Consider the following 13,797-nt stretch of genomic DNA (forward strand, 5'->3'; position numbering starts at 1 on the left):
CTTCATTTATTATTGGGCTTGATGAAAAGTAATGCAAATATAGCCAGCATGAGAAAACCGATAGAACCTGCCAATAGATAACTACTTAATGGAATGCTTCTCTCTTTGGCAATACTTTCAGACTGAGTCGCTTCGAGGCGGACGAATTCGTTGATCGTGCCTGAGGCCACATCCGCTTCGGTTTCGGCAACGAAAGCCTCCGCCCAGGTTGTGACCAACGATGCGGCGAATTGTGAATCATCGTCATCGGCGTAGAAATGCCAGCCTGCTTCAGCAGGTTGACTGAGTTGCAGTTTGCCCCTGCGCAGTTCTTCTAAGGGAATGCCGAATTCAGATGATAGCCGTCCCAGCACTTCATCAGACCAGGCGATCTCTTCCAATTTGCGCGATTCGCGTTCGAGATAATAAAACTGCTGACGATCCGTTTCCTTCGGCCAGGCTTGCTCCAAATTGAAATCCACATTGACAGTGGCCTGCGCGCGAAATGGCGGCGGAGCCGCATAATAAACCACAGCACCGATGATCGCGCCAACGAGCGCGCCAAACATCCAAAAGCGCCATGCCTTAAGCAGGCGGATGAAGTCTTCAAGAGAGGGGGAGGTGAGAAGATGATTCATATTGTGTTTCTCCGTTCTGAGCGGAGTGACGAGTGAACTTTGAGAAATGCAGTCGAAGGATAGAAGGATTACTTCTTAATTCGCCATTTCCAAAGTGGACCAATTATTTTTCTCAAATAATGTTTCGCCACAATGATGGAGAGAAAACTGCCGCCATCGCGGTAATGCACGCGAATCATTTCGGGCCAGCAGCGGTCATCAGCAGAGGTGGTCTTGCCGAGATTGTGGATGCGGAAATTCGCCCACGTTTGCCCTGCGATATATTTGAATGGCGCATGTTTCGCAATGCGCGTCCAAAGATCATAATCCATTGCAAAATAAAAAGATGGGTCGAGCGGGCCGAGCTCCTTCCAGTATTTTGCGCGGAAGAACATCGTCTGCTGCGGAATATGGACGTAGCCTTCGCGTAAGCGGCGATAATCTGTTTGCGCGGCGGGAAATTTTCCGATTACGTTCCCAGCTTCGTCAATGTAATTGCAGTCGGCGTACACCAGCCCCACCTCTGGATTTTCCATAAGATATTTTACAGCCTGCGCAACCGCCTGCGGATGATAGGTGTCGTCCGAATTGATCCATGCGAGGATGTCGCCTGTGGCGCGGTTGAAGCCCTTGTTGATCGCATCGGTCTGACCCTTGTCCTGCTCGCTGACCCACCAGGCGATTCTACCCGCATACTTTTGAATCACGTCCACGCTGCCGTCTTTGGAGCCGCCATCCACGATGATGTACTCAATGCGTGGATACTCCTGCCCAAGCACCGATTGGATCGTGGCTTCGAGAAATTGCGCCTGATTGAAGGAAGGCGTGATGATGGAAACGAGTGGGAGGTTTGACATTAGAAATCAGGGATTAGAAAATGGTTACCATTCGGCGTCGGAGTAAAAGAGGTGAGAGACGCTTTCGGTCATCTTGCGGATTCGGAGAATCTCTTCGGCGGTCAGGCGTTTTTTCCAGTTGTCCATGTTGGCGCGGCTGTCCAATTTCACCGAGTGGACTCTTTTCTTCGAGAGTTCGGTCGGGTTTTCGGAACTGCTGGAATTGAGGATGGTGTCGCGCACTTTTTCGTCAAAGGTCAGGCCGAGAGACTCGTATAGGGATTTATACCCTGCCACGGGGTCAAGTGAAAGGTCTTCGTGGCGGACAATTTTGATTTCGGGGAGCAGGTCACGGGTAGAGTGAACCGCGCGGTAGATCATCCGCCAGAGCAGGGACGATTGACCGATGATGTCATCCGCTGGAATCGATTCCATTTCGGCACGATCCTGTTCGAGATGGTCGCGCATCAGCATCGGCTGGTTGAGCAGGTCGCGGAAATCGAAGGGCCAGTTGAGGCGTTTGAGGCTGCTGGCAAACCCAGCGGGGTGACGTACGGTGATGACGATCTGGCAATTCAATGTTTTTGCGAACCACGGCGCAGAGAAAACCGCGAACGGGTCCTTGAGCAGGACGCGCTGATTTTGCAATTTGCCTTTCATAAAAATGGAAAGGTCGCGGCCCATGCGCAGGAAATCCTTTTGCGAGCGGATCGAGCCAATCTCTGCGAAAAGGTGATAACGGTAATTCAATAGTTCATGGAAGGCAGGCAGGTATGCGCCTTCGTTTTCGGCGGTGATGTATTGATACCAGTGTTGAACATCGGCGCGATACACGCCGCGGCGATGCAGTACGTTGAGCGGCTCACTGATATAAGCGGTCTGTGGATTCGCCGCCAACATGCGGCCAACCCAGGTGGTTCCACTGCGGTGCGCCCCTGTGACGAGGATCGGCTGTTTCATGTTCATTTTGGCGGCGCGGTGCGGATGGAGTTGACCTCGTAATATTTCGCGGCACAGCGATTGACCCAATGTTTCTCTGTGATCTCCATTTCCTTGACGCCTTCCACGCCATCAAGTTGGACGATCAGCAAGTCGGTTTCGCCTTGTGCGATGAGGTCATTGATCTGGATCACACGCGTATCCCAGGCTTCGGCGCGGGTGCGGTAATCTGGGATGTCGTTGAGTGCCAGCCAGCCAGCGCGCAAAGGATAAAACGCCGCCACCGCAAGTAAAACAGCAGATGCCAATTTGAGCGGCAGCTTTTCAAGGGCAGCAGGCCGCCACTGCGCGAGCAGACTTCCGAGCAGTGCACCTTCGATCATCAACCCAGCCACCAAACTGACCTGACCTGCAAATCGGGCGCGCTCCACGGGGAAGGACTGTCCATACACGCTGGGGGCAAAGCTGGCGACGATGAGCAGATAAGAAAGTACGGGAATGACTATTAACATGGTGCGGGCAAGTTTGCGCTGGGATTCGGTCAAGGTGGAAGTGGGGGAGGCGTACATGTTGTAGAACATGAAAAACGGCATCGCCACTGTGAAAAGGGTCGGCAGGGGCAGCGTTCTGAATGAATTATCAATGAAGTTGAGTCCGTATTGAAAAGAACGGATAACAAGGAAGAAGATCGTTGGCGGTTCCTTGCCAAGGCTGACACGGTAATAATTGGCGGGAGCCAGCCCCATGATCAGCAATGCCAGCACCGCGCCAGCCAGCGACCAGCCGATCATTTTCAGGGCGGTGCTGCGGGTGGAAGGTGACATCCATTTCCAGGTGGCGGCGAAGGCGAGGGCCAGCAGGGTGATCATCACCGCAACGGTCGGTTCGGAGAATCCGCCGATGATGAAGGCGATGAAAAAGCCGAGAACGTATTTCCAAAAGGAGGCAGATTTTGCTTCGGATTCGGTGATGACCTTCAAAATGAAAGCCGCGAGAAACGGCATGAAGACCAGCGGCGCAAAATGTGTGGACATGGCGGACCGCCAGTACAAAATTTGAAAACGGTTGGGCGCTTGCAGCAAGGCAAAGAACACCACCAAAAAGGTGAGCGCGGCGATGGTGAGTTTCGACCAGCCATTTTTGCTAAAGCGGCTGGCTTCAGATAACATCCACGCGATGCCTGTCAGCCAGAGGGCGATAAATAAGGCGGGCAGGATCGTCACGGTGCGCGGTGAAATATATTCGCTCAATGCGATGAGCATGAAGTTGGTGTAACGGTCTGATACGAAAATGTAGTTGTTTAGCAGTGCGCTGAAAAAATTGGTGCGGATAAAGTCCACACTGCAATAATCGTCGGCGAGGTGGCGGGAGAAAATGCCGAGGTAGGCATATACTCCGAGCGCAAAAGCCGAGAAGGCCGCACCCAACCCCGTGGCGATGGTGAGAAAGTCAAAGGATGTTTTTTTTGTTTGGGTCATTTATTGTAAGCCTGTAGAGGTGAGATCGAAGATGATGTAGCCATCGCCTTCGGCAAAGATGGGATAACCTGATAATTTTTCCTTGAGCAATGGCTGGCGTTTTAATTCGTCAAAATCGGTTACCAGAAAGAGTTCTTTTTTGAGGGCGATGTCTTCAAATAACCCGTCGAATTCGAGTTGAGCGCCGCGCAGGTCATCGTGATAAACGAGGTCGCCGTAGGTGGGCCATGTGGTGATGCTCGTCCAGCCCCAGTAGGCGAGGCGCGAGCCGTAATCTTGTGTGAGGCCTGCGGTGTTTTTATCTCCGAGGGTCTTGCCGATCTCTGCCCACATTTGTGCTTCGGGGCGGTAGTCGGTCGCTTTCATTTCGGCGCGGATATTCCATAAGGAGGCGAAAATTCCGAACAGCAAAAGGCCGAAAGCAGAAAAACGGGCGAGGCGTGTTGGCGTCAATGCTGTGAGTTGAGTGAAGAACCATTCTGCCAAAGGCGCGAGTGACAAGGCCACAATGGGAATCAACGGCAGGCTGTAATAGTCGTGCGAGGAAATGTGATAGTTGAAGTACATGCCGAAGAGGGCGTACCCGCCCCAAAGTCCAAGAAAGAAGCGGCGTTTTTTTTCATCCACAAAAAATAAACCGAGCCATCCCAACATCAAGGCAATTCCACCGATGACGATGTTGAGCATTCCGACCCAGCCGAGATAATAGGATGGGCTCAGAAAAAGCGCTGGGATGAATCGGCCGCCGAATTGCTGGCCGAGATAGCCCGCGATCCATACGCCGTAGATAACGTACGCCGCGCCTGGCAGGATGCCCAAAACGGTCATGACATAGACCTGCGGCCTGCGTGCCGTTTCAAAAAGAGACTCTCGTCTGAGAATGGATCCCAACCCGCCGCCGATGACAAAAAATGCCGCGACGAATTTTACGTAAATGGCGAATCCGCCGAAGAGACCTGCGAGGATCGCCCATCGATAGGAAGTTGGGTCGTCGCTCCACTTATAAACCGCCCACCAAAATATGATGATGAGCATCACCATCAATGGATCGGGTTGAAAACTGCGGCTGGCAGCGACGGCGTAGGGCGTGAAAAGATAAAAGGCTGTGGCAACGAGAGCGCCGTCAACAGAGGTGAGTTGACGCGCCAGCAAAAATAAAAAGATTCCGCCGATGACCCAAAATGCCGAGGAGTAAATTTTTGCAACCCAAATCTGCTCGCCTGTGAATTGATATGTGAATGCGACGAGGCGCTCGACGATCTCAGGTTCGATTGCCGCGCGGATCTTCCATTGCTGTACGGCGAAGCTTTTTTGTTCCGTGGGAATATCGCTGAGCGTTTGATAATACATGCCGCGCGCCTTGAGCGCGGAGAGTAGTTGGCGCGTGGGATGAAAATCGAGCGGGAGGTCGGTGAGGTCGTAGAGGCGGATTCCAAGCCCAAGACCCAAAAGCAGAACGAGCGCGGCAATTTGAGCGAAACGGGAGGAGAAAAAGGAAACTTTCATTTCTGACACAGCCCGCCTATTGTAACGGATTTAATAAACGGACTCTGTTGCGGATTTACGGACGGAAACGGATTTCTTTACGGGCTGGCGGCGCTGTCAATTGCCAGAACGCAGCCTGCATCCAATTGTGGAACGGCTTGTCCCTTTGTGATGAAAATCTTTTCGTCCCCTTGAAGCAATTGGAACCTGATAAAGCTCACTTTGAGAGTCGCCGTGGCTGGATCAGCTTCCCGCGGGTAGCGGCTTTCTTCTGCCATGACAGTATTGGTTCCGCACTCGTATATTTTGTAAATCACTTTCCACTTCCACCACCAGGTTTGGAAGTAGCTAAGGTCGCATCCACCATATCTTGGGTTGCATTGCTCTTCGCTGGAGAGCATGTCCCACAGTTTGATGAGGTCGTTGGGGGATTGGGCGTCGTTGATCTGTTTGTAATAAGATTCCACTGTTTGTACGACGGGAAGTTTGATTTCGACGCTCGAAGCGGCAGTGGATGCAAGGGTGGGGATAAAGGTGGGTAAGTAGATGGGGGCAGACGTTGGCACGCAGGATGTAAGAATTGCGACCAGTAGAAGCAGAGGAAGAATTATGATAATTGTTTTGTTCATCTCTTCCAGTTTAGCATGACCAGCCCAGCTAAACAAATCAAAATGCCGAGAATGTTCACCCATGAGATTTCATCCTTGAAAACAAAGATCGCCACAGGGACAAGGATGAGCGATGCCACCACATTGACCAGCACGGCGGCGATGCCGAGATTCCAGCCTGCGCGGTAGGTGAGCAGGAATCCGAACTCGATGCCGACGATGGCGGCTGCCAGCCCAATGCTGGCCCAGTTGAGTTGTTTCAACTCGGCGGCGATTCCGTTTTTTGCGGGGAAGAAAAAGAAGGTGAACAGCGTAACGATAAAGGCGACGGCGTAGGTCACCAAAAGCGAAACGGTGAAATTCACGTTTGAAGGTGTGCTTTTGGCGACAAAGTGATAAAGCGCGCTGGAGCAGATGGCCAGAGTGATCGAAAAATAAAAGAGGGACATGGTTTTTGGTTTCATGGTTGATAAAGTAAAAAACTCCAACGTCCCCGACGTTGGAGTCCGTTTGAGGCTAATGGAAGCCGATATTTTCAGAGGTGATCCAAATGGCGCGCACCTCGTTGGGGTCATCGACGCACAGAATGGCATCGCCTGTCTTGGCCACAGAAGGCTTGTCGCCGGTGATCCAGGCGTAGCCCCAATAACAGCCCGCCAGCACGGTGACGGTCGGTTCGTCGAACGGGCCGAGTGTATAGCCGTAGGTGCCGCATTCGCCGATCTTGTTCGGGAAGTTCATGCCGAACGACAGGGCGGCTTGTCCGCCTGATTTATTGACGAACTTGACCTTGACCGTGAGTCCCTTTGGTTCAGCGGGCGGCGGCAGGTTGCAGGGATCGTCCGCTGGATTGGTGGCCACAGCCAGTGTAGGCGGGGCCAGCGTGGGCAGGATGAGCGCAGGCGCCGTCATGGTGGGTAAGGGCGTGAAGGTTTCGGTGGGAATGGGGGAGGGTGTTTGAGTGGGGAGCGCAGCTTGTGTCTGGGTGAGCGCGATCCATGCATTGGCTACGGCCGTGCCCTCCACGTCCGCTGCGGTGAGGGTGGGCTCGGAAGCGCCACCGCAGGCCGATAGAGTGAAGATGACGAGGATGGAAAGGATGGTCAGTTGTTTCTTGTTCATTTGTTTCTCCAGCCCCCATTTTTACCATGAAAAAGAGGTCTACTCGACAGGCTGTTTTTTCAAGACCTGTAAGATAAATTCCGCTGTCCGCTTTCCAGATGTTGCATCTGTAAATGTGATCTCATCTTCGACGAATTTCCGCCTCTGGGCTGCGTCGACAGTTGAATCTGTTAAATAGAGATTTAACGCGTCCCGAAGTTGATCCTCGTTTTCCGCAACACGTCCCGCTTTCGCCCAGCGGAAGCGTTGATGCGTGGGCCAGTCGCCGATCTCTTTCAGCGAGAGCGAGAATTTCTTTGGCTTGTTCCATCCACCTGGGGTATCTATAGTCGCCGCGATCATCGGCGTATCGTGGACAGCGGTCTCGACCAGCATCGTTGAATAGACAGTCACCACTACATCTGAATACGCCATCATGGAGCTTTTCTCGTCCATGTCTTCGCCGCCGTAATAACCGAGGGACCCGCCCAAGGCTACGGGCTGAACGACATGCACGTTGGGATATTTCTTCTCCAATTCAAAGACCTGTGCGCGCTCGTCTGCAAAAATTTTCGGCTTGTCTTGAAAGTGACTCGGATGCAGGCGGATCAACAATTGCGAAGGCTCCGCCAGCGCATCGGATGAAACCAGTTTTGCCAGCGCTTCGATGTTCGGGAAGTTCGGCGCGAAATGGACAAAGCTGCTGGCGTAAGAAATTAATTTGCGCTTGGGGTCAAGCCCGTGCAGTTTGAAATATTCGTCGCGCGGCATGAGCCATGACTTGCGGAAATATCCGTCATACGAAGGGATGCCGCCGACATGCACATGCTCGGGGTTCCAATCTGAACCTTTGACGAGTTCCTCTTTTTGCAACTCAGACCAACAGGTGGCCCACTGCACGTCTGCGCCGCTGACGTTGTAACTGGATGAATTGTCCCAGCCGACGATGACGGTCATGTTCGGGATTCCGCGGCGGGCAGATTCGCGCAGGAGATAACGGTCCATGCGCCAGCCTGGGGTGGAGGCGATGACCATGTCAGGTTGGTATTTGTCAAAGAGGTCAGTGTACAGGCCCGGGGTAGGCGTGAAGCGGTTTTGCATCCGCACCAAAAGTTTGCGGGCGAAGGAAAAATTCCGCAGGAGGAGAATCATCAACGCGGAGGGAATCCAAATCCCCAAACGGAATTTCCAGCCGTTCTCGCCCCAGACCTCCCAAATGTGGCTGTCCATGGCTTCGGTGTTGATGCGGCGCGAGCCGCCCACACGGCGCAGGTAGCCGAGCAGCCATTGCATTCTTGGTTGAACTTTTTTTGCGTAGTCGTTGGCTTGTTTGAGGCGCAGCCCTTCGAAGGTGAGGCCGGGACGAGTGAAACGCGATGCGATCTTTTCTTTGGTGTCGTCATCGGTGAGGACGACGACCTCAACGCCCGCACGCTGCGCGAGCAGGGTCGAGACGACGTCGCTTTGCAGGAAATAGATGATTGCCATGCCGTGGTCGGCAGAGATGAAAATGCGTTTGGTCACTGAATGGATTTCGCTTCTTTTTGACTGGGATTTGTTTCTGTTTCGAGAACAGATTCTAACCTGACAACACATGCCAAATGGAATAGGAAAATATATCCCTGGCGTTCACCCATCGGTTATCTTTAAATAGGTGATATATTCTTGGTTTTGTATTATTATAAGCCATAGACCCCATAACGTTTCTGGAGGCGCACATGCAACACCTTGTGAAAAAGCGCATTGCAGATGAACTGTTGGATTCCCTCCCAGCTCATATCGCAATCCTCAATTCACAGGGGGAGATTATTGATGTAAACGAATCATGGAAGCAGTTTGCACGGGAAAACGACTGCTCCGACAGCAAGTTTTACGTTGGCGTGAATTATCTGGCTGTTTGCGAACAGGCGCTGCAGAGCGAGCACGATGATACTGTTGAGAAGACATTACGAGGGATCCATGCCGTCTTTCGGGGAGAGGAAAATGAATTCCTGTTGGAATATCCATGCAATTCCCCCACTGAGGCGCGCTGGTTTACCGTCCGCGCAAAACACTTTGAATACAAAGGGGAAACCTACGTAATTGTTTTGCACGAAAATATTACAGGCGCTAAACTTGCGGAAAAAGTGAATGAAGAGGGAAATGCTCGTTTTCGCCAACTTTACGAAAACAGTATGGATGCCATTCTACTCACCGCTCCGGATGGTAGTATTCTGACTGCAAACCCTGCGGCCTGCCGCATGTTTGACAGGACCGAAGATGAAATTCGTATGCTTGGGCGCAGCGGATTGCTGGACGTCAGCGATCCACGCTTGATGGAAGCTTTGAGAGAAAGAGAAAGGACTGGCAGATTTCGCGGCGAGTTAACCGGGATACGCAGGGATGGAACGAAATTCCCCATTGAGTTGACAAGCAATTTATTTACAGATTATGACGGAGGGAAATTAACCGTCACCATTATCCGCGATATGACGAAACAAGAGCAGGCCGAGACCAAATTAAAGGAAAACCGTAATCTCTTTCGCCATCTGACGGATAATCTTCCCGATGCAATTTACACGCTGGATTTGGAACAGAGGCAAGTCACATACTTTAACCGGAACACCTTTCTTGGTTACGACCGCGATGAATTAATGGCGCAAGGTTCCTTACTAAAATACATTCACCCGGAAGATGTAGCGGCTGTCTCCGATTATTGGCAAAGACTTCTTGGCGGAAAAAGAAACGAAGGCATGGAATACCGCATACAAAATAAGAATGGACAGTGGGAGTGGGTTGAAAGCCGTGAGATCATAATAAATAGTAACCCGGATGGAACTCCAAAAGAAATTATGGTCATCCTGAGGGTAATCACTGACAGGAAACAGGCGGAAGCAACCTTGCGTGCAAATGAGGAGAAATGGAGAAGGCTTTTCGAGATTCTACCTGTTGGAGTTTCAATCATTGACGAAAACAGAGTTATTGTGGATATGAACTCCAGGCTTGAAAAAATTCTCAGCATCTCCAAAGAAGGTTTGCTCGCCGCGTCGTATAGAAACCGCCAGTATCTCCACGGCGATAACACACCCTTTGCCCTCGAAGAATTTCCCACCATAAGAGCCATACAGGAACAACGATCGATCTTCGACATTGAGATGCGTGTAATAACTGAAGATGGCAATACAATCTGGACTACTGTGAGCGCCGCCCCGCTTCCTTTTCAACACGAGAAGGCCGTTGTTGTGACGGCCGATATTACCGAACGCAAACGTGCCGAAGAAAAACTTACTCAGATGTATCGAGTCATTGAAGAAAAAAAACGCGAGCTCGAACAGGCCCTTGACCGCGAACATCATTTGGCGCGTACGGATGGATTAACAGGCGCAAAAAACTATCGTCATTTTTTTGAAATTGCCACCTACGAAATCGCCATGGCGAATCGATATCTTCACCCGCTTTCGATCATCTTGTTCGATATCGATAAATTCAAAAAATTTAACGATACCTTCGGGCATCAATTGGGGGATGAAATGCTGAAACATGTGGTGCAGATTGCCAAAAAACGTCTGCGTGAAACTGATGTTTTATCCCGCTACGGCGGCGAAGAATTTGTTGTTGTGCTTCCCAATACTACATCAAAAGATGCTTTTGCGGTTGCTGAAGATATCCGCAAGCATATTGCATCTTCTTTTCTGGGTCACAAAGAGGAACGCAAGAACGTAACGATTAGCATTGGTATAGCCGAAACACTGCCAAACGAAAAAAATGGTTTGGAAAAACTGGTACGGCTTGCAGATAAAGCCTTATACGTAGCAAAGAAAGCAGGGCGCAACCAATCCGTAATTTATTCATCAGAAATGGACAAGTAATGCGGGCCTGATTATTCTGTCTGATTCGAAAAAAGAAAAATCTGCGTTTTCTGCGTGAATCAGCCTCCCGATTTAATTTCCGATAGAGTCTATTTCATATATGTTGAAATGCAGGTATATCCCAGTTATATTTCTTCCGCTTCACGTGCCACGCGATTGATCTCATCCAGGCTTGCGCCGCGGGCTTTTTCGAGGCGTTCGAAGCGTTTGCCGAATTGTGACATGGCGTAGTTGACGAAGTCCTCTTCCACCAGACCAAACGGGACGATTTGATAGCGGGCGAAGGCATCGCCGATCACGCCGATGGCGGAGGGGAGCAGGGTATTCATTTGCGTTTGGAGATTGTCCCATTCCTGCGGATGGGCGGCGATGAGCCGCGAGAGCAGATACACGCCATACGCAATGTGACGCGACTCATCCTGTTTGAGCAGGGAAATTCCCTTGCGCAGGCCGGGGAGCAGGTCATTGCGTTCGAGCATGGTGAAGAAGGCGTGATACCCCGTCTCTGCGAGGACGCCTTCGACGACCATGTTGTAGGTGACGGATGCGGCGATCTGATTCGCGGGAGATGCATCGACGCGCAGGGCGTTCAATGCAGAAGGCAATGCTTCGTAGAATAACTGGCGGTAGTTGTCGCTGTGATAACGAGTCAGGTCCGTGCCTGCTTCGGCGACTTCGTCCATGAACCTTCTGAAGAAATCGGTGTGCTTGGCTTCTTCAAAGAGAAAAGTGGTGAGATACATTTCCTCTTCGATGCGGCCTTCCTGCGCAACGGCTTGGATCAGCGGCAGCAGGTCGAGGGTCACGGCTTCTTCGCCAGCCACAAACATCGAGAGCAGCAAAAGGCACAAATCCTTTTCTTCATCGGTGAACTTGACCCAATCCGCTTTGTCTTTTGAAAAATCAATATCGGATGGATTCCAAATGCCGAGCTTCTTGGCTTTTTCGTACAGCCGCATGGGCGGCAGGTCGCGATTCAATCCGCGGGTGGTGGTGGCGAAGGAGGTGTGGGTCATGGGATTCCAGTTTCAGGTTTAAGGTTGCAAGTTGAAGATTATATGCCGCTTCCAAACGGATCGCGTTCATCCACCAAAATCGTGCCTTCGGACATGACCCACGCTTCGCCCGTAATCGTTGGGATGATTCGGTTATCCTGAATCTGGATACTGCCCTCGAAGATACTGCCGACGACGCTTTGCTGTTTCCAGATTTGTCCCTCTTGCAATTTTCCATCTTCATATAAACAAGCGAGTTTTGCACTGGTGCCTGTTCCGCAGGGAGAGCGGTCGTAGGCTTTGCCTGGGCAGAGGACAAAACTTTTGCTGTCGGCTTCAGGTGTGGATGCGAATAACTCGACGTGGTCAACTTCTGCGCCGTTTGCGCCAGTGATTCCGTTGGCGGTGAATTGCTCACGGACGCGCCACGAGAATTCGGTCAGCGCTTCGAGGTTTTGCATGTTGACTTCAAGTCCGTGGTCGTGGCAGAGGAAGAACCAGTTGCCGCCCCACGCCACGTCGCCGTGGATGGTTTTGCCGTCAACGGTGACAGGGACGTGAGTCAAGTGGCGATAGGCGGGGATGTTTTGCACCGAAACTTTATTGGGATACTCGCCTGCTTCATTCTTGTGCAGAGTTGCTTCCACCACCCCAACAGGAGTCTCCACCCGAATCACGCCAGGTTGGACTTTTCCTAAATATGCCAGTGATGCAATGAGACCAATCGTGCCATGTCCGCACATGCCGAGGTAGCCGACGTTGTTGAAGTAGATGACTCCGAATTGACAGGTCGGGTCGGCGGGCGGGACGAGGTACGCGCCGACGAGCACGTCCGAGCCGCGGGGTTCGAGCAGGACAGTGCGGCGCAGGTCGTCGTGATTCTTTTTCAGCGTGGATAATTTATCAGCAACGGAACCAGTTCCGAGGTCGAAGGGAAGCGAGGTGATGAGGCGGGTAGGTTCTCCGCCGGTGTGGGAGTCCAAGAATGGGATTCTTTTCATTGGGTAGACATCAAGGATGAAATAACCAAGGAGACACAAGAGTTTTAAAGTTTCCTCCGTGCCTCAGTGTCTCCGTGGTTTAAATGGTTTTGAAGATGCGCTCAAATTCAGCGCGGTCTTCAGCGGACAATGGCAACAGCGGCTGGCGTGGATTTCCAACGGGGATGCCGCGCAGTTCGCAGCCGACTTTGACCTTTTGGGTGTAGCCGCCGCTTTCCATGTTGCGGAGGAGCGGGAGGAGCTTGTCCATGTGCTTGCGGGCGGTGACGAAGTCGTTGGCGAGCGCGGCTTCGAGGACGTTGTGATGTTCGAGCGGAGCGCAGGAGGCGGCGCCGCCGATCCATGAGGTGGTGCCCCACAGGAAGTAGTCGAGCGCCTGATCGTCGGAGCCGCAGATCATTTGATAGCGGTCGCCGTAGCGCAGATGCATTTCATAAACGCGGGACATGTCGCCGCTGGCTTCTTTGATGCCGATGATGTGATCGTATTTGGTCAGACCGTCCATCACTTCGTAGCTGACTTCGGTGCCTGCGCGCCAGGGAAAGTTGTAAAGCACGATGGGAATTTTGACGGCTTTGGCGACGGCTTCGTAATGCGCGAGCAGTTCGCGCTGGTTGGGACGTGAATACGGCGGGACGGCGACCATGAGCGCGTCGTAGCCCATGCCCTCGGCGATCTGCGAGTAGCGGACGACGTCGCGCGTGGCGCCAGAGTTGGTGCCTGCAATGAGCGTCACCCGCCCGTTGACTTTCTCTTTGGTGAATTTGAAAATATCCAGCCGTTCGGCTTCGGTGAAGGCGTAGACTTCGCCCGTGGTGCCGCCAGGGACAAGCCCTGCGATCTTGTTGGCGATCAGGTATTCGATCAGTTGTTCAAGGACGGGGTAGTTGATGCTTTCGTCCGCGTTGAA

The 13,797-nt window shown here is 52.1% G+C and carries 13 protein-coding genes; 1 reads left to right on the plus strand and 12 read right to left on the minus strand.

Translation table 11 applies throughout. The features are described from left to right. Positions 1-2: 2 nt before the first annotated feature. The 9 genes from IPI86_RS21175 to IPI86_RS21215 form a co-directional block, all read right to left on the minus strand. The gene (locus tag IPI86_RS21175; RefSeq protein WP_345300014.1) at positions 3-617 is read right to left on the minus strand and encodes a hypothetical protein; all 615 of its coding nucleotides are present in this window, start codon (positions 615-617) and stop codon (positions 3-5) included. A gap of 68 nt (positions 618-685) precedes the next feature. After that, entirely contained in the window at positions 686-1,453 is a 768-nt protein-coding gene (locus IPI86_RS21180) for a glycosyltransferase family 2 protein (protein ID WP_345300015.1), read from the minus strand. A 24-nt stretch (positions 1,454-1,477) separates the two neighbouring features. Further along, positions 1,478-2,398 carry a sulfotransferase gene (locus IPI86_RS21185; RefSeq protein ID WP_345300016.1) on the minus strand — a complete coding sequence of 307 codons (921 nt, stop codon included), beginning with the start codon at positions 2,396-2,398 and terminating at the stop codon, positions 1,478-1,480. Continuing rightward, positions 2,395-3,849: a hypothetical protein gene (locus IPI86_RS21190; RefSeq protein WP_345300017.1), complete on the minus strand. Its 1,455-nt coding sequence runs from the start codon at positions 3,847-3,849 to the stop codon at positions 2,395-2,397. The genes IPI86_RS21185 and IPI86_RS21190 overlap by 4 nt, the downstream gene beginning before the upstream one ends. Continuing rightward, complete coding sequence (locus IPI86_RS21195; protein WP_345300018.1) at positions 3,850-5,355, minus strand: glycosyltransferase family 39 protein; 1,506 nt, start codon at positions 5,353-5,355, stop codon at positions 3,850-3,852. Positions 5,356-5,432: 77 nt separating this feature from the next. Further along, complete coding sequence (locus IPI86_RS21200; RefSeq protein ID WP_345300019.1) at positions 5,433-5,963, minus strand: hypothetical protein; 531 nt, start codon at positions 5,961-5,963, stop codon at positions 5,433-5,435. Then, a complete protein-coding gene (locus IPI86_RS21205) occupies positions 5,960-6,391 on the minus strand; it encodes a hypothetical protein (RefSeq protein WP_345300020.1) in 432 nt (143 codons plus the stop codon). The genes IPI86_RS21200 and IPI86_RS21205 overlap by 4 nt, the downstream gene beginning before the upstream one ends. Positions 6,392-6,458: 67 nt before the next feature. After that, complete coding sequence (locus IPI86_RS21210) at positions 6,459-7,064, minus strand: hypothetical protein (RefSeq protein ID WP_345300021.1); 606 nt, start codon at positions 7,062-7,064, stop codon at positions 6,459-6,461. Positions 7,065-7,103: 39 nt separating this feature from the next. Next, positions 7,104-8,567, minus strand: coding sequence for a CDP-glycerol glycerophosphotransferase family protein (locus tag IPI86_RS21215; RefSeq protein ID WP_345300022.1), 1,464 nt, complete (start codon positions 8,565-8,567; stop codon positions 7,104-7,106). 206 nt (positions 8,568-8,773) lie between these two features. On the opposite strand from IPI86_RS21215, the gene IPI86_RS21220 reads away from it, so the two are divergent. After that, a complete protein-coding gene (locus IPI86_RS21220; RefSeq protein ID WP_345300023.1) occupies positions 8,774-10,891 on the plus strand; it encodes a PAS domain S-box protein in 2,118 nt (705 codons plus the stop codon). A 125-nt stretch (positions 10,892-11,016) separates the two neighbouring features. Here IPI86_RS21220 and IPI86_RS21225 read toward each other — a convergent pair whose 3' ends face one another. The 3 genes from IPI86_RS21225 to IPI86_RS21235 all read right to left on the minus strand — a co-directional run. After that, on the minus strand, positions 11,017-11,907 hold the full coding sequence (locus tag IPI86_RS21225; protein ID WP_345300024.1) for a R2-like ligand-binding oxidase: 891 nt from the start codon (positions 11,905-11,907) through the stop codon (positions 11,017-11,019). Positions 11,908-11,945: 38 nt separating this feature from the next. Next, positions 11,946-12,887, minus strand: a complete 942-nt coding sequence (locus tag IPI86_RS21230) for a proline racemase family protein (RefSeq protein WP_345300025.1) — start codon at positions 12,885-12,887, stop codon at positions 11,946-11,948. 79 nt (positions 12,888-12,966) lie between these two features. Next, positions 12,967-13,797 (minus strand): dihydrodipicolinate synthase family protein (locus tag IPI86_RS21235; protein WP_345300026.1); only part of this gene is annotated, 831 nt, incomplete at its 5' end.

Origin of the sequence: Candidatus Villigracilis affinis (assembly GCF_016705895.1) — a bacterium.
Classification (GTDB): Bacteria; Chloroflexota; Anaerolineae; order Anaerolineales; family Villigracilaceae; genus Villigracilis; species Villigracilis affinis.

What these genes read in the sequence shown, in the direction of transcription:
- IPI86_RS21175 (WP_345300014.1), bottom strand. Translation starts at nt 617, where the DNA reads ATGAATCATCTTCTCACCTCCCCCTCTCTTGAAGACTTCATCCGCCTG.
- IPI86_RS21180 (WP_345300015.1), bottom strand. Translation starts at nt 1,453, where the DNA reads ATGTCAAACCTCCCACTCGTTTCCATCATCACGCCTTCCTTCAATCAG.
- IPI86_RS21185 (WP_345300016.1), bottom strand. Translation starts at nt 2,398, where the DNA reads ATGAACATGAAACAGCCGATCCTCGTCACAGGGGCGCACCGCAGTGGA.
- IPI86_RS21190 (WP_345300017.1), bottom strand. Translation starts at nt 3,849, where the DNA reads ATGACCCAAACAAAAAAAACATCCTTTGACTTTCTCACCATCGCCACG.
- IPI86_RS21195 (WP_345300018.1), bottom strand. Translation starts at nt 5,355, where the DNA reads ATGAAAGTTTCCTTTTTCTCCTCCCGTTTCGCTCAAATTGCCGCGCTC.
- IPI86_RS21200 (WP_345300019.1), bottom strand. Translation starts at nt 5,963, where the DNA reads ATGAACAAAACAATTATCATAATTCTTCCTCTGCTTCTACTGGTCGCA.
- IPI86_RS21205 (WP_345300020.1), bottom strand. Translation starts at nt 6,391, where the DNA reads ATGTCCCTCTTTTATTTTTCGATCACTCTGGCCATCTGCTCCAGCGCG.
- IPI86_RS21210 (WP_345300021.1), bottom strand. Translation starts at nt 7,064, where the DNA reads ATGAACAAGAAACAACTGACCATCCTTTCCATCCTCGTCATCTTCACT.
- IPI86_RS21225 (WP_345300024.1), bottom strand. Translation starts at nt 11,907, where the DNA reads ATGACCCACACCTCCTTCGCCACCACCACCCGCGGATTGAATCGCGAC.
- IPI86_RS21230 (WP_345300025.1), bottom strand. Translation starts at nt 12,887, where the DNA reads ATGAAAAGAATCCCATTCTTGGACTCCCACACCGGCGGAGAACCTACC.